This window comes from Streptomyces sp. NPDC043908, assembly GCF_056435525.1.
Genome location: NZ_JBWKEI010000001.1, coordinates 77,350 through 103,197, shown reverse-complemented (window position 1 = coordinate 103,197; position 25,848 = coordinate 77,350). Strand labels below are relative to the sequence as shown.

Below are 25,848 nucleotides of genomic sequence, written 5' to 3'. Positions count from 1 at the left end.
GTGTAGACCAATTTCCGAAGAGAGGGCACCCCGGGGACTTTCGTACAATACATGAACGAATAATCCCCGCATTGCGTGAGTGGGGCACATCCTCTGAAGGCATAGACGCCGGACTAGACCACCTGAAGCCCCGTCATGACCAAAGCCCCGCTGAGCTGCGAGAGTGTCATTCGACCGCCCGTCAAATTGACGAACCATCAGGAATTATCCGGACAAGCGAAACGCTCCTGAAAGACCGATTCACCCCGTATTGCGGGGCAGATTAAGCCCGTCCGGCCCGTATCCGAAAATTCCGTTGTCATCTCGTTAAGGGCTAACTTCTTGACGGCATCCCCCAGGCACGGTTGGCTTCCAGCCACCTCGGCCGAAATTTATGCGGCCATGTCAGGGAGGTTGTTTTTCAGTGAGCACGCGTACCGGCCGTGGAGCGATGACAGCAGGTGTCATCGCGATGGCCGTCACCCTCGCCGCATGCGGCGGCGGGAGCAAGTCCGGTGGGTCCGGCGAGGCCTCCAAGAAGAAGGACCTCAAGATAGGTCTGCTGCTGCCGGAGAAGCAGGCTGCTCGCTACGAGAAGTCCGACAAGCCGCTGATCGAGAAGATGGTCGGCGAGCTGACCAGCGGCAAGGGCCAGGTCGTCTACGCGAACGCGGAGCAGGACGCGGCCCGGCAGAACCAGCAGGTCGATGCCATGATCGCCAAGAAGGTCGACGCGCTCATCATCGACGCGGTGGACTCCAAGGCCATCGGTGGCGCGGTGCAGCGGGCCAAGGACGCGGGCATCCCCGTCGTGGCCTTCGACCGGCTCGCGGAGGGCCCGGTGGACGCCTATGTGTCGTTCGACAACGAGGACGTCGGCCATGTGCAGGCCAGGGCGCTGCTGGACACCCTGGGCACGAAGGCCAAGGACGGCCAGATCGTGATGATGAACGGTGCCCGCACCGACCCGAACGCCGCCCAGTTCAAGAAGGGCGCGCACGCCGAGCTGGACGGCAAGGTGAACATCGGCAAGGAGTACGACACCAAGGAGTGGAAGCCGGAGAACGCCGCCGCGAACATGCGCAGCGCGATCGCCGCGCTGGGCAAGGACAAGATCATCGGCGTCTACTCCGCCAACGACGGCATGGCCGGCGGTGTCATCAGCGCCCTCAAGGCCGCGGGTGTCTCCAAGCTGCCGCCCATCACCGGCCAGGACACCGAGCTCGCGGGAGTCCAGCGCATCGTGGCGGGCGAGCAGTACATGAGCGTTTACAAGTCGTACGCGGAGGAGAGCCCGATCGCCGCGCAGATGGCGGTCGCGCTGGCCAAGAAGCAGAGCCTCATCTCCATCGCCAACTCCAAGACCAACAGCCCGACCAAGAGCGACATCCCCACCGCGCTCGTCCCGGTCGTCGCCGTGATCAAGGAGAACATCCGCTCCACCGTCGTCAGCGACGGCCTCTACACGATCGACGAGATCTGCACGGCCAAGTACAAGGCCGCGTGCAAGTCCGCCGGACTGCAGTGACGGCCGCGCCCGCGGCGCGCGCACTCCGACCGTGAAGACCTCTGGCCCAGCCCGCATGACGCGGGCCGGGCCAGAGGTCTACGTGCCGTACGGGAACGGACCTGCGGGCCGCTCAGCCGTCGTAGGCGGCCTTCGGCGGGCGGCGCAGCCGGGGCTCCGGACGCGCCGCACCCGAGGCGCACGGCTCGAACCCGAAGGGCGCGAGCAGCTCGGCCTGGAAGGACGCGGGGGCCGTGGCGTACGCCGGCAGGGACGCGCCGTCCACGATGCGCAGGACCGGGTCCAGGACGGCCTCCAGGGCCGCCGGGTGGGCGGTCGGGGAGATGCCCACGGCCGCGAGCAGCCAGTGGTCCTCCTCGCCCGGTATCCGTCCCTCGTGGTCGCGCGCGGGCATCAGGGTCGGCCGCAGTCCGTGCAGCCGCAGCAGCGCTCTGTGTTCTTCCTCGTCGATGGAGACACCCGGCGGGATCCACACCGCGGCCGCCTCGGGCGCTCCCGACCCCGACTCGGCGACCCACACCTTGCCGGTCTCCAGACCGAAGTGCGCGAGGATGAGCCGGAGTTGGGCCTGTGATGCCGAGACGAGAGCGGCGGTCTCGGGCGGCAGCCCGTGGTCGCCGGAGAGCAGGCGGACTATCGCGTTCACATCCTGCAGGGACGCACGCCGAGCGCTGACCCTGTGCGCAAAGGTGAGGGCCATAAGCCGTGCCTTTCGCTGTGGTGCGTGAGGACGACTGTGGCCTCACGCACCTCTTTGGCTTCTCTTTACCGAGGCTACCCGCCCAAGGGTAAGGGCATCGTATGAATCCGGGACCCCTCGTCCGGCTGAGATTTGTGCGCCGAGGGAGGCGCCCGGGGCGCACGATGCCATCCGGGCGCCGCCGGGTGGCCCCTCGAAGGACCGGGGTCCGGACGGACGGCCGGGTCGGCGTCCATTTCCCCCCGGCCCAGCCTGCGGCGGGGGCGGCCCGGCCGCCCCCGGCCGCCCGCGCGGGCGGGCACCGCGAGGCGTGGACGACCCCGCTCAGGGGGAAAGGCCGGGGCCGCGACCGACGCCCCGTACGCGCCCCGGACCCGGCGACGTCCTCCGCGTCTCTGAGGCCGTGGGCGACGTCTCAGAGACTGTGGGCGACCGGGTGGCGGGGTTCGTAGAAGGCGAGCTCGGCCCCGCTGGGCAGCCGGACCGCCGCGATCCTCCCCCACGGCTGATCGGTGACGGGGCGCGTGATCGCGACGCCCTTGGCGAGGAAGTCCTGCACTTGGGCGTTGATGTCGTCGCACATCAGATACAACTCGTGCCTGGGCTCGTCCGTGGTGGGGTGGACGGCCAGCTCGGCGGGCGGGAGCCGGAAGATGAGCCAGCCCTGGCCCGCGTCCACCCCGGGGAAGCCGAGCACGTCCCGGATGAAGGCCCGGTCGGCGTCGGCGTCCGTGCTGTAGAAGATGGCGTGCGCGCCACTGAACATGCTGCCCTCGCTTCGTCGTTCTTCCGCACCGGCTCGTTCCCGGCATCCTCACAGCGGGGCCGCGGGCCCCGGGCCGACACGCGCGACCCGGCCGGACCCTATCCGGTCCGGGTGCGGCGGGAGTGGAGCGCCGCTGGAGCGGGGCGAGGCGCCGCGTCTCGGCTCAGCTCAAGCTCAGCCCAGCCCGGCCCGGCTCAGCCCGGCCCAGCCCAGCTCGCCTCGGCTCAGCCCGGCCCAGCCCAGCTCGCCTCGGCTCGCGGTTTCCACCTGTGGGCACCTCACTCCCGTGCCCCGCCCCCCAGGCCACTCGCGTCACCCAGCGTCACAATGGGACCGTGGAGTGGTTCGTCGCACCCGACTACTGGCTGAGCCGCCTGGTCTTCCAACGTACGCTCGCCGCGATCTACCTCGTCGCGTTCCTGGGCGCGGCCCGGCAGTTCCGGGCGCTGATCGGCGAGCGCGGCATGCTCCCGGTGCCCCGCTACGTCGAGCGGGTCCCCTTCCGGCGGGCGCCCAGCGTCTTCCACTTCCGCTACTCGGACCGCTTCTTCGCCGCATGGGCGTGGGCGGGTGTCCTGGTCTCGGCGGGCCTGCTGGCGGGGGTCGACGGACGGGTGCCGCTGTGGGGCGCGATGCTGCTGTGGCTGCTGCCCTGGGCGCTGTACCTGTCGATCGTGAACGTGGGCCAGACGTGGTACGCCTTCGGCTGGGAGTCACTGCTCCTGGAGGTCGGATTCCTCGCGGTGTTCCTCGGCAACGATGACGTGGCGCCGCCGGTCGTCGTGCTGTTCCTGATGCGCTGGGCGCTGTTCCGCGTGGAGTTCGGGGCGGGGCTCATCAAGATGCGCGGCGACGCGTGCTGGCGCACCCTGACCTGTCTGGACTACCACCACGAGACGCAGCCCATGCCGGGCCCGCTGAGCTGGTTCTTCCACCATCTGCCGAAGCCGTTCCACCGGGTGGAGGTCGCCGCCAACCACGTCACCCAACTGGCCGTGCCGGTCCTGCTCTTCACCCCGCAGCCCATCGCCACGGCAGCCGCCTCGCTGATGATCCTCACCCAGCTGTGGCTGATCCTGTCGGGCAACTTCTCCTGGCTGAACTGGACGACGGTCGCCCTGGCCGTCACCGCCGTCGACTTCTCCCCGCTAACCGGCGACCGGCACTTCGCGGCGCCCCCGCTCTGGTACGAGGTGGTCGTCCTGGCCGTGGCCGCGGGCCTGCTCGCCCTGAGCTACCGTCCGGCCCGCAACCTGTTCTCGCGCCGCCAGATCATGAACTACTCCTTCGACCCGCTGCACCTGGTCAACACCTACGGCGCGTTCGGCAGCGTCAGCCGGCTGCGGCTGGAGGTCGTCATCGAGGGCACGGCGGACGCGCTGCCCCGCCCCGACTCCGACTGGCGCGCGTACGAGTTCCGGGGCAAGCCCGGGGATCTCCGGCACTGGCCCCGCCAGTTCGCGCCGTACCATCTGCGGCTCGACTGGCTGATGTGGTTCGCCGGTCTCTCCCCGGGCTACGCGCGGCCGTGGTTCGGCCCCCTGGTGGAGCGCCTCCTGGACAACGACCGCGACACCCTGCGCCTGCTCAGGCGCTCCCCGTTCCCGCCCGACAGCCCGCCCCGCCACATCCGCGCGCGGCTGTTCCGCTACCAGTACACGACGTGGCGCGAGCTGCGGACGACGGGGGCGTGCTGGAAGCGGAGTTACGTACGCGACTTCCTGCCGCCGACGCGCCTCGGGACGACCGGGGGCACACCGGAGGGCACGACCGGGAACACGACCGGGAGCGGGAGAGCGGGCTGACGGGCCGGCGGGCCGGCGGGCCGGCGGGCCGGCAGCCGGGATCAGGCCTGGCAGACGCCGCGCTCGTAGTCGAACGTCGCGGTCGCGCGCGAGTACCGCCACTGCGGGGCGAGCAGCTTCGCCGTCAGCTGGGCGGCGGCCTCGGGGCTCTCCACCACGTATCCGAAGTCCTGGAGCCAGGAGGGGTACAGGTTCTTCGAGCCGAGGTAGAAGGCCGAGCCGTCGACGGAGACCAGCTTGTGGTGCTGGGCGTACGGGTGGCCGTCGGCCCACTTCGGGCTGTCCGAGCTGCGGAAGGTGGCCAGCTGGAGGGTGGAGCACATCGTCGCTCGGGCGGCGCCCTTGTCGCCGGTGAGCAGGGCGAGGCGGTCGCGCAGGGTGTCGCTGATCTCGGAGAGCGACTTGATCTGCGAGTAGCCGCCGCTGCCGACCGCGCCGCGGTTGGCGGGGTCGCTGACGACGATCCGCACCTTCACCCCGGCGGCCATCCTCGCCGCGAGCGCGTCGTAGAGGCGGATGTCGTAGCGCGGGAGCGGCGGACAGGTGGCGTTGAGGTCCTGCTGGGAGATCTCGATGTGGTCGCGGGCGCCGGCGACGAGCGCGCGCAGGGCGCTCTCCTCGGGGTTGACCGTGTCGTAGTCCCGGTCGGCGTTGGTGTTGTCGTGCAGCCCGACGACGCACTTGGTGTCGGCGGCGGTGGGCAGGGTCGGACGGAACGCGGAGGCCGGGTCGCTGCTCCTGATGCCGACGCCGAGACCGCCGACGGCGATCACGGGCACACCGCCCGTGGCGGTGGCCGGGGCGGGGGCGTCCTGGGCCAGTGACGGCATGCAGCCGGCGCCGTTCGAGGAGGCGAACCAGACGCCGGCGATGTTCGACTTGTTCCGGCAGGTCCAGGCCCACAGCGTGTCGAGGTACCTGCCCGCGGAGCCGGCGGCCGGTCCCGTCAGCGCGAGGTCGACGTCCGACACCGGGTGGGCGGTGTCGAGGTAGTCGTCCTTCCAGCCGTTGATGCCGCCGGTGACCACCGAGCGGTTGTCGACGACCAGCAGCTTGGAGTGGTTCCAGGAGAACGCGGTCTTGGAGGTCGTCATCGACGCCACGTTGAGCGTGATGTTCCTCGCCGCGTCGCCCAGCCTGCCGACGAGCTCGTCGCGGTACTTGGAGGGGACCACGTTGAGGTGGTAGATCGGCGCGGCGCCGACGAGGACGCGGACCTTGAGCCGGTGCCCGGCGGCGGCCGAGGCCTTGAGGCCGTCGACGACCGCGTCCTCGAACGCCCCGTTGGGGAACGGCGCGAGGGTGGATATGTCGACCGTGTGCTCGGCCGCGGCGATGTTCTCGGTCGTCTTGGCGAGCAGCCGCTTGGTCCCGGGCCGCTCGGCGCACGTGTCGTCGCCCCAGCAGCCGGGGGTCTGGAGCAGCCAGTCCGAGGGGTCGGCGCCCGAGGCGTCGAGCCGGTTGCCCGTGGTGCGCTCCCAGACGCTGCCCTCAAGACCGGGCGAGACCTGGCGCAGAGCCTGTTCGACGGCGTCCAGGTGGGCGGTGGTCGTTCCCGGGGCGGCCGGGGTCGCGCCGGAGTCGGCGAGCGCCGGGGCGGCGGGCAGGACCGCGAGCACGGTGGAGCAGGCCACCAGGTGCCCGGCGAGACGGGTGCGGCGGCGAAGCTGACGGTGAGCCAATGGTTTTCGCATTCTGGTCGGGGAGGGGCGTTCGCGAACGCCCGCGCGGGGTCGGCGAGTCGGGCCCATGGGGCCTGCCCACCAAGATCAACTCCCCAGGTTACCCATCGGTCGGAAGCGGTCGGACCGGAGCGGGGAGGCGGGCCGTGACGATGGCCGAGAACCGCCGGTCGGCGGGTCGCCCGGGCCCGCCCCGAGCCTCCCGGGGCGCGCGTCCGTGACCACCCCGCGCGCCCCGGCCCCCACCCCGCCGCGACGCGCGTATCGTCGCGGCCGTACCCGTCAACCCGACTCCGGCGAGGCTGCCATGCGAAAGATCATCCTGATGATCGGGGTGTCCCTGGACGGATTCTTCGAGGGGCCCGGGCGCCGGATCGACTGGCACCGCGTCGACGACGAACTGCACGAGCACTTCAACGAGGAGCTGCGGGCGATGGGCGGCTTCCTCCACGGCCGCGTCACCTACGAGTTGATGGCCGGGGTGTGGCCGACCGCGGAGGCCGATCCGGCGAGCACCGCGCCGATGCGGGACTTCGCCCGGATCTGGCTGGACAAGCCGAAGTTCGTGTTCTCGCGGACCCTGGAGCGGGCGGAGTGGAACACCACGCTCGTACGGGAGGTCGTCCCCGAGGAGATCCGGGCGCTCAAGGACCAGCCGGGCGGTGACCTGACGCTGGGCGGACCCGACCTCGCCGCCACGTTCCTGCGCCACGGCCTGGTCGACGAGTTCCGCGTCTACGTCCACCCCGTCCTCGTCGGACAGGGCAGGGTCCCCTTCCCGCCCCTGGACGCGGAGGTCGCGCTCCGGCTCACCGAGAGCCGGAGCTTCGGCAACGGCGTCGTCCTCCTGCGCTACGAGCGCGCCGGCTGAACCTCCGCTCAGCCGCGCCCCTTCCGGTCCTGCTCGCGCTTGCGGGGACCTGCGTTCGGGGACGGGTGGGGGTCGAGCTCGTGCAGCTGTACGCGGTGCAGCAGATCGGCCAGATCGGCGCCCGGCCGACGTGCCTCCGCGCGCAGGGCGTCACAGCCCGGACAGCCGTACTGCATCGCCCTCTGTCCTCTCCCAGCGGCGTGACGGACGCGACAACTCCATCACGCGGCCCCCGCTCCGGCCCCGCAGCGAAACACGTCATCACCCCGATGGCCGGTCCGAACTCCGATGGCCGGTCCGGCCCCCGCGCCCCGCGCGCCGTTAGGCACGCGCCCCGCGCGGGACGGCGAAGTCGGTGAGCAGGGCCGTCCCGGGCGCCAGGTCCGACCAGGCGCCGCGCCAGGTGAGCACCGCGATCGCCGCGGTGGGGAACTTCGCCCCCACCCGGTCCAGGCTCTCCCCGAGGGCCTCACCGGTGAGCAGCAGGGTCAGGTCCTGCACGCCGGGGTTGTGGCCGACCAGGAGCAGCGTCCCGACGTCGGCGGGTCCCTCGCGCACCGCCCCGAGCAGAGCGCGGGCGTCGGCCGCGTACAGCCTCGGGTCGTGCCGGACCGGGGGCGGGCTGCCCAGCTCGGCCGCCGCCAGCTCCCAGGTCTCACGGGCCCGGCGGGCGGTCGAGCACAGGACCAGGTCGGGCAGGCAGTCCGCCGCGCTCAGCCAGCGCCCGGCGGCGGGCGCGTCGCGCAGCCCGCGCCGCCCGAGCGGCCGGGCCGGGTCGGGCACGCCCTCGGGCCACGCCGACTTGGCGTGCCGCAGGACCACGAGCCGCCGCAGAGGGCTCATGCCCCTACTCCCCCGGCGGGCGCGGTACCGATCTCGCGGGTCAGCTCCAGGCCGAGGACGCGGTCGAGCCGGGCGAAGGTCTCGAACTTGGTGCCCGCCGGTACTCCGCCGTCCGCTGCCAGGTCCTCCAGCGCCCGCAGCGCCGCGGCCGTGTCGAGGCTGTCCTCCAGTCCCTCGCGTGCGGTGCGCACCAGCGCGTCCAGGAGCGGCTTGGACGGCTCCTCGGCCCACCCGGCGACAGCACGCCGCCACCGCGCGAGACGACGGTCGGCGTCCTGGACGGCCCCGGCCGTGAGCGTGACGGGCCGGTGGTACGGCTGGCCGAGCAGCGCCATCCGTACGGCCAGGCCGTCCCCGTCCTTGTCCCGGTACCCGTCTCCGCCCTCACGCACGGCTTCGGCGACGCGCAGGGAGAGGCCGCCGCCGCCCTCGTACGGCCGGCCGCTGAGCTGCACGGCCGGCGGGCCGCCCAGGGCCTCGGCGATCTCCTCCGGGCTGCCCTCGGCGTCGGCGGGGTGGATGCCGGCCGCGGCGGCGCCGGGGACCTCCGGGCCGGTCCGGCCCGTCAGGACGGCCCGGCCGCGCAGTTCGACGACGCGCGCGAGGACGTCGGCGGTCAGCAGGACCCGCAGCCCGGTGAGGTCGCCCGGGCCGTCGGCGGACGGCACATGGGCACAGATCCGCAGCGGCCCCCGGCCGACGAGGTGATCGAAGATGCGCAGCACGTCCCCGAGCCTAGGCGTTCACCCGGCCGCCGACAGGGACTCCGTCAAGCGGAAGCGAGCGGAATCCGACCTTTCCGCACCGGTTCCGGCCAAAGGGACGCCGGATCAGGCGGCGGCGCAGCCGGATGCGGGACCGTGGTCCGGGCGGGAAGCCCGATCGCCCGCGCGGGGGTGAACGATGCCGTACGACCTGGTACCCGGGGTCTTCGTCGCCAGGGAGCGGGAGCGGCAGCGGGTGCTGGGGGCCGTGCTGGCCGGCAGAGGGGCCGCGGTCGTCGGGCCCGGCGGCGTCGGCAAGACGGCCCTGCTCGCGGCCGTCACCGCACGGCTCGGCACCTCCCGCTTCGCGGTCGTCCGGACCGCCGCCACCGAAGCCGGCCGCCGGGTCCCGTTCGGGGCCTTCCGCGCCCTGCTCGGGGACGGGGGCGGCCTCGACGAGGGCCGGGCGTACAAGCTGCTGCGAGGCGAACTCGCCCGCCGGGCGGGGCGGCGCGTGCCGGTCCTCGTCATCGACGACGCCCACCAACTCGACGACGTCTCCGCCGCCCTGACGCTCAGTCTGGCCGCCGAGGGGGGCCCGCGCCTCGTCGTCACCGCGCGGCCGGGACTGCCCGCCCCCGACGCGGTCGTGGCGCTCTGGAAGGACGGCTATCTGGAGCGCCTGGACCTCGCCCCGTTCGGCGTCGCCGACACGGCCCGGCTGGTGCGCGCGCTGCTGGACGGCGCCGCGGCGCGCCCCACGGTGGAGCTGCTCCACCGGTGGACCGGCGGGAACCCGCTGTTCCTCACCGAGCTGGTCCGCCACGGCCACGCCGCCGGGCACCTGGTGAGCGGGGGCGGGGTGTGGTGGTGGCGCGGCCCGCTGACCGCGCCACCCCGGCTGGCCGAGCTGTTCGAGCGCGAGCTGCGCGGCCTCGACCCGCGCCACAGGGACGCCCTGGCGGCGGTGGCCCTGGGCGAACCGCTCCCGCTGCCGGTACTCGAAACGGTCGCCCCGGACGTCGTGGAGAGCCTGGAGGAGCGGGGCCTGGTGGACACGGCGGAGACCGGCGGGGAGATCCTGGTCCGGCTCGAAGGGCCGATGCTGGGGGCGGCGCTGCGCGACCGGCTGCCCCGGCTGCGGCGCCGGCGGCTCGCCGCCGCCCTGCTCGACGCGTACGCCCCCGGCGGACCGGACCCGGTGACCTGGGCGCGCTGGCAGCTCGACGCGCACGGCCCGGTCGACACGGCGCTGTTGATCCGGGCGGCGCGGGCGGTCTGCGGCCAGGACCCCGAGCTGGCCTGCCGGTTCGCCCGCCGGGCGCTGGAGCGCTCCGGCGCCGCCGCCGTCCCGCTGGCGCACGCGCTGGTCGAGCTCCGCGACGCCGGACAGGCCCGCAAGGTGCTGGAACGCGCCCGCGAGGAGGCGGCCGCACCGGGCGGGCGGCTGCGGCTGTCCGCGGCCCTCGCCGCCCACCGCTGCTGGGCCGAGCGCGACCCGGCGGGCGCCGCCGACGAACTCCTCGCCCTGCGCGCCGCCGCCACGACCCCCGCCGCCCGGGCCGCGCTGGACGGCGCCCGCGCCCTGGTCCTGCTCTTCGGCACTCGTACGGACGCGGCGGCGCGGCTGGCCGAGCGGGTCCTGCACGACGCCCCGCACGGGGCGGGCGCCGCCGCGGCCCGCCTGGCGCTCGCCGCCTCCCTCGCCCTCACCGGGCGTACGGCGGACGCGGCGGCGCTGGCCGGGGCCCCCTTCCCGGACCGGGCCCCGCCCGCGTACCTGCCCGAACTCGCCGGCCCGCTGCGCGCCTTCGCCCCGGCTGTGGCCCGCCTCCGGTCCGCGCGGGCCCGCCGGCTCCCGGCGCACGGACCGCCGGACGGGCGAGGACGGGCCGTCCGGTGGGGAGGGGGCGCTGCTCGGCGGCCACCTCCAGTGGGTGCGCGGCCACCGCGCGGACGCGATGGAACGGCTGCGCGAGGCGGTCGTCCAGCAGGCGGCCGGTCCTCGGCCGTTCCTGACCGAGGCGTCCGGCTGGCTCGCGGTCTGCCTGGCCGAGGACCGGCGCCCCGACTGCGCCGAACAGGCCGTCGCACCCTGCCGGACGGACCCGGTGGCGGTCGTCCCCGGCCAGGTGCACCGCGCGGACGCGGCGATCGCGGAGGCGCGCGGGGACGTGACGGGCGCGGTGGACGCGCTGTTCCGCGCGGTCGCGGCGGCGCGGGAGGCCGGGTGCTGGGCGGTGGAGGCCGAGTATCTGACCGCCCTGGCGTGGCTGCCCGCGACCGGTCCGCCGCCCGCCGTCCTCGACCGGCTGGCCGAGGTCGTCCGCCAGGTCGACGCGCCGCGCCTGGTCACGGCGGCACGCGGCGTCCTGGCCCTGGCCCGCGGGGCCGGCGGCGAACTGCTCGACCACGCGGTGCGCCTGGACGAGCTGGGCCTGAGCACCCAGGCCTGGCGGCTCGCGGAGCACGCGGCCGCGGTGCTCCAGAAGCAGGGCGGCAGCCGCCGCGGTGACGCCGTGGTGCTGGTGGGACGGTTGCGCGAGCGGCTGAACGTGGCGGCGCCGGCCGCCCGGCCGGTGGCGCTCACCACCCGCGAGGTGGAGATCGCCGCCCTGGCGGCCGGTGGGCTCTCCGACCGCGCGATCTCCCTGCGGCTCGCGCTGTCCGTCCGTACCGTGGAAAGCCATCTGACCCGGATCTACCGCAAGCTCGGCGTGCACTCCCGGCGCGACCTGCCACCCGTGCTGCGCGGCTGAGGGCCCGGCGGACGAGCGCGGTGGCCGCTCCGGGACAGAAGCGGCCACCGCCTTCGGACATCAGCGACCGGTACCGACGGTCGGGGGCGGATACATCATGGGAGTCACCTCCTCGACGCTCGACGTCACCGGAGAGGAACGTAACCGGTGGAGCGGGGAGGGGAGATCCGTAGCCGACTACGCAACTCGGCGCCGCCACTACGTAGTCGGCGTCTCCGCGCCGCTCAGCGCGGCTCGCGGATGCCGTCGATGATGCGGGTCCAGTTGTCGCCGCCGTGCCCGTCCGCGACGGCGCGCCGGTAGTGGCCGCGCACGGCCAGCGGGAGCGCGAGATCGAGGCCGAGTGACGTACTGGTCTCGACGATGTGGTCGGCCGTCGCCCCCATCATGGTCACCGTGCTGAGGTCGCCCGGGTGCTCCCCGGCGTCGAGCGCGGTGCCGGGGCTGTCCTCACCGGCCCGCAGGATGGCGCCGGTCGAGTCGGCGGAGGCGAGCAGCTCCGGCAGCGCCTCGCTCGCCTTCATCCCGGCGGTGCCCAGCATGGCGGTGGCGTGCATCAGCGCGGACAAGGTGGTGAGGAAGACGGCCAGTTGGGCCTGGTACATCATCTGGGCGAGCCCCGGGTCCTCGCCCAGGTACCTGGGTGTGCCGAGCAGCGCCAACGGCTCACGGAAGCGCTCCATCGCCTCGCGCGGGCCGCTGTAGTAGACGTGGGCCGCGTCCGTGCCGACCATCGGGGCGGGGACCATGACCCCTCCGGTGAGGAAGACGGCGCCGTGGCGGGCCGCCCAGTCCGCCGCCTCGCGGGTGCGGTCGGGGGTGTCGGAGCTCAGGTTGACGAGCGTCCTGCCGGCGAGCGAGCCGGTGGCGCCGTCGAGGACGTCGTCCATGGCCCGGTAGTCGGTGAGGCTGAGGATCACGAGGTCGCTCGCCCCGACGGCCTCGGCGGGCGTCGCCGCGAGGGTCGCGCCGTCGGCGACGACGCCCTCGGCGCGGGCGGCGGTGCGGTTCCAGACGGTCACCGGATGCCCGGCGGTGAGGAGGGTACGGGTCATCGCCCGGCCCATCGGGCCGAGTCCGATCACGGTGACGGCGCCGGGCTGTCCGGCGGGGGTGCTGGTGTGTTGTTCGTTCACCCCTCCATGCTCGAAGAGCACCACTATTCTCGGAAGTACCCACTATTTACTGCGGTACTTACCTTTTAGTAAGGGGACTGGGGATGGCCAAGGGGCCGAGGAACGGGCCGTACATCTGCGGCATCGACGCCGCGCTCGACGTGGTGAGCGGCAAGTGGAAGGGGCTGATCCTCTGGGAACTCGAAGCCCACGGGGTACGCCGCTTCGCCGAACTGCGCCGCGGCCTGCCGGGGGTGAGCGAGAAGATGCTGACGCAGCACCTGCGCGAGATGGAGGCGGACGGCCTGGTCCACCGGGAGGTCCACGCCGAGGTGCCGCCACGGGTGGAGTACTCCCTGACCGAGCACGGGCGCACCCTCAACCGGGCCCTCGCGCCACTCGGCGTCTGGGGATCGGAGCGGATGCGCCGGGAGGGCTTCGAGACGGTGGACGTGGCCTCGCCCTCGCACGGCTGAGCCCGGGCGTCCCGTCCCCGCGCGTCCCCGCCCGCGGGGCGGTCCCGGCGGTCGTCGCCGTGGTCGCGGCCGGCCGCCGGAACCGCCGGCCGCGGGTGCGGCGGCGCGAAGGCGGTCAGGCGACCGTGAATCCGTGGCGGGCGCCGAGCCGGGTGAGCGAGTCACGGCCGGGGATGCCGTCCGCGTCGGGGCCCGAGTAGCCGCAGCGCCGCTGCCAGGCGGCGTACGCCGTCTTCGTCCTGGTGCCGAAGGAGCCGTCGACCCAGGTGGCGCTGAGCAGCCCCTCGGCCTGGAGGGCGCGCTCGACGACCAGGACCTCGCTCTTGTACGTGGTGCCGCCCTGCGGGAGGCCCGGGTCGCGCCGGGCCGCGGCGATCACATGGGCCAGGGAGACCCTCGCCGTCGGCGGGGCCCCGGTGAACTGGGGCCAGGAGCCGGGGTCCTGATGGGTGTTCTCCGGCACGTGCTGGTGTCCGTACCAGCCGCCGTGCGTCTCCCAGACGCGTTCGTCGCGGTGGGAGGTGAAGTCGACCGGCCGTCCCATCGGCCAGGTGTCGGGCACGCCCCAGGAGCGCACCCAGGCGTTCAGCGTCGCCCAGCCGGCGCACGGGGTGTCGACGAGCCTGGCGTACACCTTGCCGTTGACCCGGCAGTACGGGAAGAAGTGCGCCTCGATCTGGATAACGACGGTCCCCGCTCTGTTGGTCCGGGTGCCGCCGGACAGGTCGACCAGCGATTTGGAGCGCGAGTTGGCCGGGAAGAACTGGGTGAACGCGCCGGTGAACGGCGACCAGAGCAGGTGGGGGGCGGACCCCTTGCCGTCGGGGTTGCGGCCGAACCAGTCCTGGAGGTTGCCGTAGGGGACCTGGTCCAGCGGGTGGGCGGCGGTGGCGTTCTTGTCCCAGGTGATGTGGGCGATGGCCTTGGCGGGGTAGGTGCTGTCGGTGGGGGCGTGGTCGCCCACGTCGATCCGTTGTGCGCCGGGCAGCCAGAGGTCGGGCATCGGTGCCTCCAGAGCGGAGCCCCGGTCGTGCGGGGGCCCGTGGGGGGAATGGGTGGGGGGAATGGGTGGGGGGCCGGCTGGTGACGTCGAAGCTGAAGGCCCCCACGGGCGCGTCCCCGCCCGAGGTCTTCCGTGACTCTCCGTCGACCAGCCGGTGGGTCGAGGCGGAGTTGGCCTGTCATGAACAGTGTTACGCGCAACGGCACCGCCGAAACGGCTCAACGGGCTTCTGTGTCAACGGCGTTGCCGTCCGGCCCCGGCCGCACGGGAACGATCCCCGACGGCTCCGGCCATTCCTCGCCCCTGGAGCACACCCCCGTCCCACCGGCACCGACCGTCACGGTGTGCACGATCCGGCAAGGAGCACGCACGGATCGTCAAGGACATCTCTAGTCGACCCTCGTTGAATGAGGCACAAGTCGACCAGGAGGGGGCAGGCGGTTGAACACCCCATCGCCAGCAGACCATCGATCCGCCCACACGGACACCTTCGTACGGGACCACTTACCATCCGGGCCGCTCCGGCCCGACCTGCTCCTCGGCATGCCCTCCCTGCGCTTTCCCGCGCGGCTGAACTGCGCGTGGGAACTCCTGGAGGGCGGTGGGGCGCTGGACCGGGCACAGCGGCCCGCCGTGCTGTCCCCGCACGGCGTGCGCTGGACGTACGGGCAGCTGACCGCGGTCGTGGCCCGTGTGGTGCACGTCCTGACCGAGGACATGGGCCTGGTGCCGGGCAACCGGGTGCTGCTGCGCGGCGCCAACACCCCGATGCTGGCGGCGATCTGGCTGGCGGTGGTGCGGGCGGGCGGGGTGGTGGTGACGACCGCGCCCGCCCTGCGGGCCGAGCAGCTGACCCGGGTGATCGACAAGGCGCGGGTGACCCACGCGCTGTGCGAGTGGGGCCTGCGCTCCGAGCTGGAGTCGGCGGGCCGCGCGCCCCGGACCCTGTTCTTCCTCGGCGGGGCGGGCGCCGGGGCCGGTCTGGAGCGGGCCATGGCGGACAAGCCCGGCTGGTCGCTCCCCGTCGACACCGCCGCGACCGACCCCTGCCTGATCGCCTTCACCTCCGGCGCCTCGGGGCCGCCCAGGGCCGCGGTGCACTCGCACCGGGACGTGATGGCCGCGTGCAACTCCTTCCCCCGGCACGTGCTGCGGGCCACCGCCGACGACCGCTTCATCGGCACCCCCTCGCTGGCCGACACCTACGGACTGGGCGGACTGCTCCTCTTCCCCCTGCACGTCGGCGCCTCGACGGTGCTGCTCGACACCTCCTCGCCGCGCCGGCTCGCCCGCGCCGTCGCGGAGTTCCGCGCCACCGTCTGCTTCAGCGGGCCCGCCCGCTACCAGGCGATCTGCGCCGACCCCACCCCGTACGACCTGGCGTCGCTGCGCGAGTGCGTCTCCTCCGGGGAGGCGCTGCCGCAGGAGACGCGCCGCAGATGGAAGCAGCGGACCGGCAACAGTCTGATCGACGGGCTGGGCTCCACCGAGATGCTCCACATCATCGTGTCGATGCGCGGCGAGCAGGCCTGGTCGCACCCCGGCGCGATCGGGCGGCCCGTGCCCGGCTACCTCACCGCGATCGTCGACGACACCGGGAGACCCGTCCCGTACGGCCAGGTCGGCGCGCTCGCCGTCAAGGGGCCCACGGGCTGCCGCTACCTCGACGACGACGAACACCAGCGGGACACCGTGCGCAACGGCTGGACCTTCACGGGCGACGCCTGCTGGACGGACGAGTACGGCTTCCTCTACTACCACTCCCGCGTCGAGGACGGGGAGGACCCCGTCAGCGATTCAGGGCTGCCTCGCGGTAGTCACGCGGGCTGATCCCGTAGGCCGCGCGGAAGGCGCGGCTGAAGTGGGACGGCTCGACGAACCCCCAGCGGGCGCCGATGGCGTACACCGGGCGGCGGCGCAGCAGCGGGTCGGCGAGGTCCCGGCGGCAGCACTCCAGCCGCCGGGCCCGGATCCACGCGGCGACCGTGGTGCCGCGCGAGTCGAAGATCTGGTGGAGGTGGCGCAGGGAGATCCGGTGCGCGGCGGCGACGGTCGCGGGCGTGAGGGACGGGTCGCCGAGATGCCGGTTGATGAAGTCGCAGACCTCCACGCGCAGGGCCTGTCTGCGCGCCTGCGGGCTCAGCTCGTCCTCGACGGCCAGCCGCCGCCCCAGCACCGCGGCGAGCAGGTCCACCGTCACCGAGGCGAGCGCCGGGATGTCGGCGGGCGCGCACTCGTCGGCGCGGGCGTCGAGGTCGGCGAGCCAGCGGCCGAACACCCCGCCCAGCCCCCGGTCGGCGGCGATGGGAATGGCGGCGACCCGTTGGACCACGTCCTGGGGCAGCGGCAGCCGGGTGCGGGGCAGTTGCACCACCGTCATGGACGAGTACCCGCCGTCGAACCGGCCCTCGAAGGGGCGGCTGCTGTCGACCAGGACCAGCTCCCCTGCGCGCAGGGAGGCCTCCCGGCCGCCCTGCGCCGCGCGGCCGCTGCCCGACGTCAGGACGTTGACCTGGTAGACCTCGGGGTCGTCCTGCCGGATCAGCTTGGGTGTGCGCGTGATCTCCACGCTCGGGTACGTCAGGGTCGACACGCGGACGTCGCCCAGGTCGAGGACGCGCAGCCAGGCGTGGAAGTCCTCGGCGCACTCGCTGCTGAGCCAGTTGCGCACGTGCGACTGCGCGGCCAGTTCGGTCCACAGCGCGAACCGCTCGGCCGCCGGCACGACCGCGGTGCTGAACTCGCTCGTCAGACCCATCCCCCACCCCCCTCGTGCAGCCGGTCCACCCCGCCACGACGATGGCACATGTGTTCGCCGGACGTCGAGCGCATGATCGGCCATCCACTCCCGCCGGACGGCCGCGCCCCGGCCGGATCGCCGGATCCGGAACGCCGGGCGAGGGCCGGGGGAGCCCCCCGCCCGGGGCGTGCCGGCTCGGGGCGGGCCGAAATCCGTTGCCGTGCGGCCGCCGTATGAGGAAGGCTTCCGGGCATGTCAGCGAACTCCCCCGGCGACACGTCGGCGCACACCACCGACGCCCCTGCGCGGACCACCGGCTCGCACGCCGTGGCCGCGCTCTTCTCCCACGGCCGTCTGACGGCGATCCCGCGCAAGGCGGCCCGCCGCGAGCAGCTCCTCGTCCACCTCACGAAGACGCTCTTCGAGGCGGGACGGCAGTACACCGAGCGCGAGGTCAACGAGGCGCTGCTCACGGTCCACGACGACTTCCCGGCGCTGCGCCGCTATCTGATCACGGCGGGCCTGCTGACCCGGACCCGGGACGGCGCCCGCTACGAGCGGGCCGCGTAACCACCCCGCCGCCTGCCCGGGGCCGGGCCCGGGCGGGCGGGACCGGTTGCGGGGTGCCGGGGAACGACGCAAGGTGAGTCGGGTGCCGCCGATTCGGGTGCCACTTACACGAAACGGGGTACCCGTACCGGGAAGCCCCTCCGATACGGTGAGCGGCATCATACGCAGCGTAGCCATTACACTGCGCGACGGCACACCACCACAGGCGGCTGGGTGCGGTACGCCCGATGTGCGGGAAAATGGTGACCGCAGGAAGCCGCCAAGCGAGAGCGATCGGCATCAGTGATGGACAGGACAACCACGGTCCCGGACTGCAAGGCCTCGTCGAGTGCGGCGGTGCTCGGGGCACCGTGCTGGGTGAGCCTCATGGCGCGCGAACTCGAACCCGCGCTGCACTTCTACGGAGCCGTCTTCGGCTGGACTTTCCGGGGTGGGCGCCTCGGCGAGCAGTTCCGCGTGGCGCTGGACGACGGCGAGCCCGTCGCCGGGATCGGGGCCCTGGCGCCCGCGCTCCAGGTGGCGGTGGCCTGGACGCCGTACTTCGCGGTCGAGGACGCCGACACCACCGCGTCACGCATCCGCGAGCGGAGCGCCACGGTCGCCGTGGGCCCGGTCGCGTTCCAGACGGGGCGCGGCGCGCTCGCCGCCGACCGGGACGGCGCGGTCTTCGGCATCTGGCAGGGCAAGCTCGTCGACGACTGGGAGTCCTGGCGCGACCGCGAGCCCGCCTGGCTGCGGCTGCGCACCCGCAACGCCTTCGAGGCGGCCATCTTCTACGGCGAGGTCCTCGACTGGGCGACCGAGCGGCCCGGCTGCTGCGACGTGCGGTACGAGGCCGAGGAGGTCGTGCTGCGGCACGGCGGCCACATCGTGGCCCGCCTCAGCTCCGGCGCGCTGGAGGCGGCACCGGATCCCACCATCCGGCCGCACTGGGAGGTCCACTTCGTGACCACCGACGTGCCCGCCAAGACGGCGACGGCCCGCGCCCACGGCGGCATGGTCATCGCCCAGGGCACGGCCGCGAACGGTCCGTGGGCGACGATCCGCGACCCCGACGGAGCCACCTTCACCATCAACACGCGCGCGACGGCCCCGGCGGGACCGGCACCCTCGTAGAAGCCCCCTCGCCCCCTCGCCCCCCGGTCGCCTCCGTCGGCGCGCACCCGGGGCTCAAACGCGGCGATTACTCAGCGAATTGACTGGTAACGGAAGTGATAGCTTGGCGCGATGGCACTGCGCAACGCCGTTCTCGCCGCCCTCCTGGAGGGCGAGGCCTCCGGATACGACCTGGCCAAGGGGTTCGACGCGTCCGTCGCCAACTTCTGGATGGCCACTCCGCAGCAGCTCTACCGCGAACTGGAGCGGATGGAGTCCGAGGGCCTGGTCCGGGCGCGGCTCGTCCAGCAGGAACGCAGGCCCAACAAGCGCCTGTTCTCCCTCACCGACGCGGGCTTCGCGGCCCTGCGCTCCTTCACCGCCGAGCCACCCCGCCCCAGCGCGATCCGCGACGAACTCCTGGTGCAGGTGCAGGCCGTGGACGCGGGCGACACCGCGGCGGTACGGGACGCGGTGGCGGAGCGGCTGGAGCGGGCCCGCGCCAAGGCGGCCCGGTACGAACGGCTGCGGGACCGTCTGCTCGACGGCCGCACCGAGGACGAGTACCTGGCCTGTTCCGCACGCGTCGGCCCCTACCTCACCCTGATGCGGGGGCTCTCCTTCGAGGAGGAGAACATCCGCTGGGCCCGGCGGACGCTGGTGGTCCTGGACCGCCGCGCGGCCGCGGCCGGGCAACCCTGAGCCCCGGGCCCGGCCGGGACGGGGCTCAGCCCACCCGGTAGCCCGGCACCGATGGCCAGCGGACCGTGAGGACGACGGACTCCTCCTCCGCGTACCAGGAGTGGTCCACCCCCTTGCCCCACACGACGTAGTCGCCCTGTTCGGTCAACGTCACGTCGCCGTCCGGCAGTTCCACCCGGAAGCGGCCGCTGATGAGCACGAGCAGCGCCGTGCGCTCCTCCCCGGTCACCCACCGCGCCCGCTCGTCCCCACGGGGGTGGACGCCCCATTTGATCTCCACGGCCTCGCTGTGCCGCGGGTCCCCGGCGTCCTTGAAGTGCCCGAGCAGCCACCCCCGGTCCAGCGCGGCGTCCTTGCCCGCGTTGCCCGTGTACACCCCGTCGGCGCGTACGCCACCAGCGGATACACCCTTGATGTCCGTGTCCATGGCGTTGAACCCTAGCCGCCGCCTCGGCTCGGCGTGCGCCCCCGTCCAGCGGCAGGAACGCGCCCGTGGCCTTGCCGCAGAGCCCGCTCGCCGGCAGCACCACCGCGTCGGCCGCGGCGGCTCCGTGCGCGCCCGGCGCGCGGACGCGGTCCGGCGTCACTCCCGCCACCCGTATGACACTTTTGTGTACTTTCATCCGGATACGAGAAGTCTTCCCGCACAGGTCTGGAATGATCCACCACGGCTGTCCGGCAGCCCGCCCGACCCCCGTCACGTGACCGGGCGCCGCCTACTTCTCAGGATGTTCCGCCCATGGCCGTCTTGTGCCGACCTGCCGTCGCCGTGCCCGAGCACGTGATCACCTCGGAGCAGACTCTCGATCTGGTGCGCACGGTTCACGCCGACCATCCCCAGCTCGCACTCGCGCTACGCCTGATCGAGAACACCGGCGTGGCCAAACGGCACCTCGTCCAGCCGCTTGAGGACACGCTGCGCCACCCGGGCTTCGAGGTGCGGAACAAGCGCTACGAAACGGAGGCCAAGGCACGGGTTCCGCAGGTGGTGCGGCAGGCGCTGGAGACGGCCGAGCTGTCGCCGCGCGACATCGATCTGATCGTCTACGTCTCGTGCACGGGCTTCATGATGCCCTCCCTGACGGCCTGGCTGATCAACACCATGGGTTTCCGGCCGGAGACCCGGCAGGTCCCGATCGCCCAGCTCGGCTGCGCGGCGGGCGGCAGCGCGATCAACCGGGCGCACGACTTCTGCACCGCCTACCCCGGGGCCAACGTCCTCATCGTGGCCTGCGAGTTCTGCTCGCTCAGCTACCAGCCGACCGACCTCGGCGTCGGCACCCTGCTGTCCAACGGCCTCTTCGGCGACGCCGTGGCCGCCGCCGTCGTCCGGGGCTCCGGCGGCACCGGGATCCACCTGGAGCGCAACGGCTCCTACCTCGTACCGGGCACCGAGGACTGGATCGCCTACGCGGTGCGCGAGACCGGATTCCACTTCCTGCTCGACAAACGGGTCCCCGGCACCATGGAGGCCCTGGCACCCGTCCTGAGCAGCCTCGCCGACCAGCACGGCTGGAACGCCTCCGGCCTGGACTTCTACATCGTCCACGCGGGCGGCCCGCGCATCCTGGACGACCTCTGCGCCTACCTCGGCGTGCCGCCCGAGGCCTTCCGTTTCAGCCGCGCCACGCTCACCGAGTACGGGAACATCGCCAGCGCCGTCGTCCTCGACGCGCTCGGGCGGCTGTTCGACGAGGGCGGCGCGGAGCACCGGGCGAAAGGCCTGATCGCCGGGTTCGGGCCGGGCATCACCGCCGAGGTGGCGCTGGGGCACTGGACTGTCCAGGGCGCGCCCCGGCGGGCCGTGGCACCTCAGGAATCCGCCGTGGCGAGGGCCGCCGTGCCGGAGCCGGCGGTCTGACACCGCACCCACCGAGACAGGAGAGAACGCCATGGCCGCATCGCAGATCCACTTCTGGGCGCCGCCGGACCTGCCCGGCCTCGCCTTCGATCCGCTGCTCGCACGGCTGCTGCACGAGGAGCCGGTGGCCCGGGTGCGCCTGCCCAACGGCGAGGGCCACGCCTGGCTGGCGACCCGCTACGACGACGTGCGGTTCGTCTCCGTGGACCCCCGCTTCAGCCGGCAGGCCGTGATGGGACGCCAGGTCACCCGGCTCGCCCCGCACTTCATCCCGATGGACGGGGCCGTCGGGTTCGCGGACCCGCCGGACCACACCCGTATGCGGCGCGTGGTCGCCAGCGCCTTCACCGCCCGCTCGATGCGCCGGCTGCGCGACCACGCCCAGCAGGTCGCCGACCGCCTCCTCGACAAGATGGCGGACCGGGGCGGACCGCTGGACCTGATGGCCCACTTCAACCGGCCCTTCCCGCTCGCCATGGTGTGCGCGCTGATGGGCGTGCCGGACGAGGACCAGGCGAAGATGGCGCACTGGTCGGACACCATCATCTCCGCCGCGCGTGGCCGCGAGGCCAGCGAGCGGGCCAAGGCGGAGATGGCCGCGTACTTCCGCGACCTCATCGAGCGGCGCCGGGCCGAGCCCGAGGAGGATCTGGCGGGTGTGCTGGCGGGCGCCCTGGAGAACGGGGTGCTCGACCAGGACGAGGCCGTCGGCCTCGCCGTGCTCATCCAGATCGGCGGCGCCCACGCGGTCCGCAACAACAGCGCCAACATGGTGTACGCGCTGCTCACCCGGCCCGGACACCTGGCCCGGCTGCGCGCCGAGCCCGAACTCCTGCCGCAGGCCGTGGAGGAGCTGCTGCGCTACATCCCGCACCGCAACGCGGTCGGCCTCTCGCGGATCGCCCTGGAGGACGTCGAGGTGGGCGGGGTGACGATCCCCGCGGGCGACCCCGTCTACGTCTCGTACCTCACGGCCAACCGCGACCCGAGGGTGTTCGCCGACCCGGAGCAACTCGACTTCGACCGGAAGCACAACCCGCACGTCGCCTTCGGGCACGGCCCCCACTACTGCCCCGGCGCGACCCTGGCCCGGATGGAGTCCGAGATCCTGCTGCGCTCGCTGTGGGACCGCTTCCCCGGCCTGCGGCTCGCGGTGCCGGAGCAGGAGCTGGTGTGGGAGCGCGGGGCGCTGATCCGCGGGCCCAGAGAACTGCCGGTGCAGTGGTGAGCGCGGCCGACGTGCCGTACCGAGAGGAGACAGCCGTGGACGACCCCGGCCCGTACACCCGCCCCACCGAAGGTCTGGTGATCCCGCCCGGCGGCGGGCGGACCGTCAGGACCGCCGCCCAGCAGGTGACCTTCAAGGTCACCGGGGCGCACTCGACGGTCGCCTCCACCTTCGAGGTGGTGGTGCCGCCCGGCTTCGACGTCGGCGCGCACGCCCACAGCCGCAGCGAGGAGCTGTTCTACCTGCTGGAGGGCGAGCTGGACGTGATGGCCTTCGAGCCGAAGGTGCGCACCCCCGACGACTGGCGGGAGTGGGAGTCGCCGTCCGGGCAGCGCCACATCCGGGCCACGGCCGGGACGATGATCCTGGTGCCGCCGGGCTGCCCGCACGCCTTCGCCAACCCGACCGGCCGCCCCGCCCGGATGCTCTTCCAGGCCGCCCCTCCCCCGGACCACGAGCGCTACTTCGAGGAGCTCCTCGAACTCCTCAACAGCGGCGGCGGGTTCGACCCGGCGGCCGTACAGGAGCTGCGGGTGCGCTACGACATCGAGCAGCTGACCCCGTTGCGGCACTCCTCCGCCGCCCAGGCCCCGACGGCGGTGACGTCATGAGCGAGGACCTCATCACCGGCGAGCTGAGCCGGCGCACCTCCGAGGAGGCCACCGAGCACTTCTGGCCGGTGGAGCACCTGCACGAGCTGGAGTTCGACCCGCTGCTGCACCGGCTGCTGCGCGAGGAGCCCGTCGCCCTGGTGCGGATGCGGTTCGGGGAGGGCAACGCCTGGCTGGTGACCCGCTATCAGGACGTCAAGGAGGTCACCTCGGATCCGCGCTTCAGCCGGGCGCTGACCGTCGACCGGCCGGTGACCAGCATGACCCCGCACGTCGTGGCCCCCGCCGGCGGTATCGGCCGCACCGATCCGCCCGACCACACCCGGCTGCGGCGGCTCCTCGCCCAGACCTTCAACCGCAAGCGGGTCGCGGTCCTCAGGGTGGAGGCGGAGGCGATCGCTGAGCGGCTGGTCGGGGAGATGCTGACGCGGGGCGCGCCCGCCGACCTCACCGAGTACGTGACCGGGCCGATGCCGGAGCAGGTGATCGGGAAGCTCCTCGGGGTGCCGGAGGCCGACCTGGGCCGGCTCCAGACCTGGCGCGGCGTCATCCTCTCCAGCGACCACTCCCTGGAGGAGAGCAACGCGGTCAAGGCCGAGATCGCCGGGTACTTCAGGTCACTCGCGGACCACCGCCTCGAACACCCCGGCGACGACCTGTTCAGCGAGCTGTCCCAGGCACAGGCGGAGGGCGCGCTCAGCCGCCCGGAGCTGATCTCGCTGGCCGTGATGATCGTCCTCAACGCCCTCGACCAGGTCCGCAACCAGTGCTCCACGATGGTGTACACCCTGCTCACCCACCCGGCGCAACTGGCACGGCTGCGGGCCGAGCCGGAGCTGCTGCCCATGGCCATCGAGGAGTTGCTGCGGTTCATCCCGCAGCGCAACGGTGTGGGGCTGCCCCGGATCGCCACCGAGGACGTGCCCGTGGGCGATGTGCTCATCCGCGCCGGGGAGGCCGTCTACGTCTCGTATCTGGCCGCCGACCGCGACCCGGAGGTCTACACCGAGCCGGACCGCCTGGAGCTGACCCGCGACGAGTCCCCCAACCTCGCCTTCGGGCACGGCGCGCACTACTGCCTGGGGGCCGCGCTGACCCGGATGCAGCTGGAGGTGATCCTGTCCACGCTGCTGCGCATGGCACCCGGTCTGCGGCTCGCGGTCGCGCCGGAGGAGGTGCGCTGGCGCCGCGGCTCGATCAACCGCGGCCCGGAGACACTGCCACTTGCCTGGTGAGGGCGCTTGCCCGGTGAGGGTGGCGGACGGCATCGTACGGGGATGACCTCACCCCGGAACGACTTCCTGTCCCTGGCGAACACCGTCCCGGACCTGCTGCGCGACCCGGCCGTCGCCGCCGCGTGGTCCGGGCCGAGCGCGCTCGCCGAGTTCTCCGTGGCCGGTCTCGCGGGCCATCTCGCCTACCAGGTCCTGTCGATCCCGCCCGCGCTGGCCGATCCCGTACCGGCCGAGCCCGTGGTCCCGCTGCTCGGGCACTACGAGCGGGTGGAGTGGATCGGGGCGGAGCTCGACGCCGAGATCAGCGTACGGATCCGGCGCGGCGGCGAGAGCGATGCCGTGGACGGCCCGAAGGCGCTGGCGGACCGGGTGGCCGAGGCCGTCGCCGAACTGACCGACACCCTGGCCTCGGTGGAGAACCGGCCGGTCCGCATCTCCCTCTGGGGCCCGTGGTCGCTGCTGCTCGACGACTTCCTGACCACCCGGACGATGGAGATCGCGGTGCACGGCGACGACCTGGCGGTGAGCGCGGGCATCCCCACGCCGCCCTGGGCGCCGGACGCGGTGGAGGGCGTGCTCGACCTGCTCGCGCGTCTGGCCGTGCGCCGGCACGGCCCGACCGCGGTGCTGCGGGCGCTCAGCCGCGAGGAGCGGGCGCCCCGCACGATCGCCGCCTTCTGACCGCGGCGGGGCCGCCCCCGCGCACCGGTTACAGCCCGAGCTCCGGCGCCACCGTGCTCACCTTGGTGAACACCGAGACCGGGTGCTGGGTGTCGCAGTACTTGTTGCCGGTCGACACGATGCCGATCAGCTTGCCGTCCGCGACCAGCGGGCCGCCCGAGTCGCCCGGGCAGATGCTGTCGGTGGTGCCGGTGCGCGGCAGCCCGCAGACGCGGAGGTCGCGGGTGTCGGCGGGGTCGGTGTACGGGGCGCACGAGGCCTGCGGGGCGAGCCGCAGCGTGGCCTGCTTGAGCCGGGTGCCGGGGGCGCCCGGGCCGGTCATCCCCCACCCGTACACGGTGGCCGTACGGCCGTCCCGGTAGAGGGCGGTGTCCTCCTTCTTCGCCAGGGGCAGCGGCTTGTACGGAAGGGGCTTGTCGAGGGTGATCAGGGCCGCGTCGTGGTCCAGGTTCCAGTTGAAGTCGGGGGCGACCTCGAAAGCGGCCACGTGGCGCACCCGGCCGCCGGTGGAGGACAGGTCCGCCCGGCCGCCGACCACCAGCAGGGCCTTGGGGTCCGCCGCGTTCCCGAGGCAGTGCCCGGCGGTCAGGACCTTGTCCGGCGCGATCAGCGTGCCGCCGCACCACTGCGAACCGTCGGGGTTCTCCAGGACCACCGCGAACGAGGGCGTGCCCGTGGCGGTCCCGCCCCCGTGCACGGCGGAGGCCGGGACGGCACCGGCCGCCACCAGCGCGGCGGCGGCCACGACCGCGCCCAGGACGGCCCGGCTCGTCTTCTTCGACATGGCGATCTCACATTTCGTCAGGAAGGGCGCGGGACCGGCCGGTCCCGCGGCCCCACACTCCCCGCGGCGCCGTCCCGGCTGCCAGCCCCGGCGGCGAGTTGGGGACGCCG

25 protein-coding genes and 1 pseudogene are annotated in these 25,848 nt (G+C 73.3%); 15 read left to right on the top strand and 11 right to left on the bottom strand.

The window, feature by feature from the left end; translation table 11 throughout:
- Positions 1–403 precede the first annotated feature (403 nt).
- Positions 404–1,507 carry a sugar ABC transporter substrate-binding protein gene (locus AC069K_RS00485; protein WP_478610594.1) on the top strand — a complete coding sequence of 368 codons (1,104 nt, stop codon included), beginning with the start codon at positions 404–406 and terminating at the stop codon, positions 1,505–1,507.
- Positions 1,508–1,619: 112 nt separating this feature from the next.
- On the opposite strand, the gene AC069K_RS00480 is transcribed toward AC069K_RS00485, so the two are convergent.
- Together AC069K_RS00480 and AC069K_RS00475 are read right to left on the bottom strand one after the other, a co-directional pair.
- On the bottom strand, positions 1,620–2,153 hold the full coding sequence (locus AC069K_RS00480; protein WP_365114445.1) for a hypothetical protein: 534 nt from the start codon (positions 2,151–2,153) through the stop codon (positions 1,620–1,622).
- 469 nt (positions 2,154–2,622) lie between these two features.
- Positions 2,623–2,973, bottom strand: coding sequence for a VOC family protein (locus tag AC069K_RS00475; protein WP_358837289.1), 351 nt, complete (start codon positions 2,971–2,973; stop codon positions 2,623–2,625).
- A 335-nt stretch (positions 2,974–3,308) separates the two neighbouring features.
- Here AC069K_RS00475 and AC069K_RS00470 point away from each other — a divergent pair, with 335 nt between their 5' ends.
- Positions 3,309–4,778 carry a lipase maturation factor family protein gene (locus AC069K_RS00470; protein ID WP_365114441.1) on the top strand — a complete coding sequence of 490 codons (1,470 nt, stop codon included), beginning with the start codon at positions 3,309–3,311 and terminating at the stop codon, positions 4,776–4,778.
- Positions 4,779–4,819: 41 nt separating this feature from the next.
- On the opposite strand, the gene AC069K_RS00465 is transcribed toward AC069K_RS00470, so the two are convergent.
- A complete protein-coding gene (locus AC069K_RS00465) occupies positions 4,820–6,460 on the bottom strand; it encodes a phospholipase D-like domain-containing protein (RefSeq protein ID WP_478610590.1) in 1,641 nt (546 codons plus the stop codon).
- Positions 6,461–6,767: 307 nt separating this feature from the next.
- On the opposite strand from AC069K_RS00465, the gene AC069K_RS00460 reads away from it, so the two are divergent.
- Complete coding sequence (locus tag AC069K_RS00460; protein WP_478610588.1) at positions 6,768–7,331, top strand: dihydrofolate reductase family protein; 564 nt, start codon at positions 6,768–6,770, stop codon at positions 7,329–7,331.
- 8 nt (positions 7,332–7,339) lie between these two features.
- On the opposite strand, the gene AC069K_RS00455 is transcribed toward AC069K_RS00460, so the two are convergent.
- The 3 genes from AC069K_RS00455 to AC069K_RS00445 all read right to left on the bottom strand — a co-directional run bounded on the left by AC069K_RS00455 (position 7,340) and on the right by AC069K_RS00445 (position 8,899).
- On the bottom strand, positions 7,340–7,507 hold the full coding sequence (locus tag AC069K_RS00455) for a hypothetical protein (protein WP_478610586.1): 168 nt from the start codon (positions 7,505–7,507) through the stop codon (positions 7,340–7,342).
- A gap of 145 nt (positions 7,508–7,652) precedes the next feature.
- Positions 7,653–8,174 carry a SixA phosphatase family protein gene (locus tag AC069K_RS00450; protein ID WP_358989968.1) on the bottom strand — a complete coding sequence of 174 codons (522 nt, stop codon included), beginning with the start codon at positions 8,172–8,174 and terminating at the stop codon, positions 7,653–7,655.
- On the bottom strand, positions 8,171–8,899 hold the full coding sequence (locus tag AC069K_RS00445; protein WP_478610583.1) for a hypothetical protein: 729 nt from the start codon (positions 8,897–8,899) through the stop codon (positions 8,171–8,173). The genes AC069K_RS00450 and AC069K_RS00445 overlap by 4 nt, the downstream gene beginning before the upstream one ends.
- Positions 8,900–9,077: 178 nt before the next feature.
- Here AC069K_RS00445 and AC069K_RS00440 point away from each other — a divergent pair.
- Together AC069K_RS00440 and AC069K_RS00435 are read left to right on the top strand one after the other, a co-directional pair.
- Positions 9,078–9,449 (top strand): annotated as a pseudogene (locus tag AC069K_RS00440) (ATP-binding protein); the annotation flags it as partial.
- A 1,366-nt stretch (positions 9,450–10,815) separates the two neighbouring features.
- Positions 10,816–11,637 carry a helix-turn-helix transcriptional regulator gene (locus AC069K_RS00435; RefSeq protein WP_478610581.1) on the top strand — a complete coding sequence of 274 codons (822 nt, stop codon included), beginning with the start codon at positions 10,816–10,818 and terminating at the stop codon, positions 11,635–11,637.
- 224 nt (positions 11,638–11,861) lie between these two features.
- Here AC069K_RS00435 and AC069K_RS00430 read toward each other — a convergent pair whose 3' ends face one another.
- A complete protein-coding gene (locus tag AC069K_RS00430) occupies positions 11,862–12,773 on the bottom strand; it encodes an NAD(P)-dependent oxidoreductase (RefSeq protein WP_478610579.1) in 912 nt (303 codons plus the stop codon).
- 83 nt (positions 12,774–12,856) lie between these two features.
- On the opposite strand from AC069K_RS00430, the gene AC069K_RS00425 reads away from it, so the two are divergent.
- Entirely contained in the window at positions 12,857–13,228 is a 372-nt protein-coding gene (locus AC069K_RS00425; RefSeq protein WP_478610577.1) for a winged helix-turn-helix transcriptional regulator, read from the top strand.
- 115 nt (positions 13,229–13,343) lie between these two features.
- Here the strand turns inward: AC069K_RS00425 and AC069K_RS00420 are convergent, their stop codons facing one another.
- The gene (locus AC069K_RS00420) at positions 13,344–14,231 is read right to left on the bottom strand and encodes an endolysin (protein ID WP_478610576.1); all 888 of its coding nucleotides are present in this window, start codon (positions 14,229–14,231) and stop codon (positions 13,344–13,346) included.
- A gap of 543 nt (positions 14,232–14,774) precedes the next feature.
- Between AC069K_RS00420 and AC069K_RS00415 the strand changes: the two genes are divergently transcribed.
- Positions 14,775–16,061, top strand: coding sequence for an AMP-binding protein (locus tag AC069K_RS00415; protein ID WP_478610574.1), 1,287 nt, complete (start codon positions 14,775–14,777; stop codon positions 16,059–16,061).
- Here AC069K_RS00415 and AC069K_RS00410 read toward each other — a convergent pair.
- The gene (locus AC069K_RS00410; protein WP_365103138.1) at positions 16,021–16,989 is read right to left on the bottom strand and encodes an AraC-like ligand-binding domain-containing protein; all 969 of its coding nucleotides are present in this window, start codon (positions 16,987–16,989) and stop codon (positions 16,021–16,023) included. The two genes, AC069K_RS00415 and AC069K_RS00410, sit on opposite strands and share 41 nt — an antisense overlap.
- A 234-nt stretch (positions 16,990–17,223) precedes the next feature.
- On the opposite strand from AC069K_RS00410, the gene AC069K_RS00405 reads away from it, so the two are divergent.
- The 3 genes from AC069K_RS00405 to AC069K_RS00395 all read left to right on the top strand — a co-directional run bounded on the left by AC069K_RS00405 (position 17,224) and on the right by AC069K_RS00395 (position 19,338).
- Complete coding sequence (locus AC069K_RS00405) at positions 17,224–17,541, top strand: DUF2087 domain-containing protein (RefSeq protein WP_478610571.1); 318 nt, start codon at positions 17,224–17,226, stop codon at positions 17,539–17,541.
- A gap of 285 nt (positions 17,542–17,826) precedes the next feature.
- Positions 17,827–18,657, top strand: coding sequence for a VOC family protein (locus AC069K_RS00400; protein WP_478610569.1), 831 nt, complete (start codon positions 17,827–17,829; stop codon positions 18,655–18,657).
- A 111-nt stretch (positions 18,658–18,768) separates the two neighbouring features.
- A complete protein-coding gene (locus AC069K_RS00395) occupies positions 18,769–19,338 on the top strand; it encodes a PadR family transcriptional regulator (RefSeq protein ID WP_478610568.1) in 570 nt (189 codons plus the stop codon).
- A gap of 25 nt (positions 19,339–19,363) precedes the next feature.
- Here AC069K_RS00395 and AC069K_RS00390 read toward each other — a convergent pair whose 3' ends face one another.
- The gene (locus AC069K_RS00390) at positions 19,364–19,765 is read right to left on the bottom strand and encodes a cupin domain-containing protein (protein WP_478610566.1); all 402 of its coding nucleotides are present in this window, start codon (positions 19,763–19,765) and stop codon (positions 19,364–19,366) included.
- A gap of 312 nt (positions 19,766–20,077) precedes the next feature.
- Between AC069K_RS00390 and AC069K_RS00385 the strand changes: the two genes are divergently transcribed.
- From AC069K_RS00385 to AC069K_RS00365, 5 genes are read left to right on the top strand one after another with little or no spacing between them, the layout of a single operon-like run.
- The gene (locus tag AC069K_RS00385) at positions 20,078–21,199 is read left to right on the top strand and encodes a type III polyketide synthase (protein ID WP_478610564.1); all 1,122 of its coding nucleotides are present in this window, start codon (positions 20,078–20,080) and stop codon (positions 21,197–21,199) included.
- Positions 21,200–21,230: 31 nt separating this feature from the next.
- Complete coding sequence (locus AC069K_RS00380) at positions 21,231–22,427, top strand: cytochrome P450 (RefSeq protein ID WP_478610562.1); 1,197 nt, start codon at positions 21,231–21,233, stop codon at positions 22,425–22,427.
- A gap of 35 nt (positions 22,428–22,462) precedes the next feature.
- Positions 22,463–23,038, top strand: a complete 576-nt coding sequence (locus tag AC069K_RS00375) for a cupin domain-containing protein (protein ID WP_365103158.1) — start codon at positions 22,463–22,465, stop codon at positions 23,036–23,038.
- The gene (locus tag AC069K_RS00370; protein WP_365103160.1) at positions 23,035–24,273 is read left to right on the top strand and encodes a cytochrome P450; all 1,239 of its coding nucleotides are present in this window, start codon (positions 23,035–23,037) and stop codon (positions 24,271–24,273) included. Before AC069K_RS00375 ends, AC069K_RS00370 begins: the two co-directional genes overlap by 4 nt.
- A gap of 42 nt (positions 24,274–24,315) precedes the next feature.
- Positions 24,316–24,954, top strand: coding sequence for a maleylpyruvate isomerase N-terminal domain-containing protein (locus AC069K_RS00365; protein WP_365103162.1), 639 nt, complete (start codon positions 24,316–24,318; stop codon positions 24,952–24,954).
- A gap of 28 nt (positions 24,955–24,982) precedes the next feature.
- On the opposite strand, the gene AC069K_RS00360 is transcribed toward AC069K_RS00365, so the two are convergent.
- Positions 24,983–25,738, bottom strand: a complete 756-nt coding sequence (locus AC069K_RS00360; protein WP_365103164.1) for a S1 family peptidase — start codon at positions 25,736–25,738, stop codon at positions 24,983–24,985.
- Positions 25,739–25,848 lie beyond the last annotated feature (110 nt).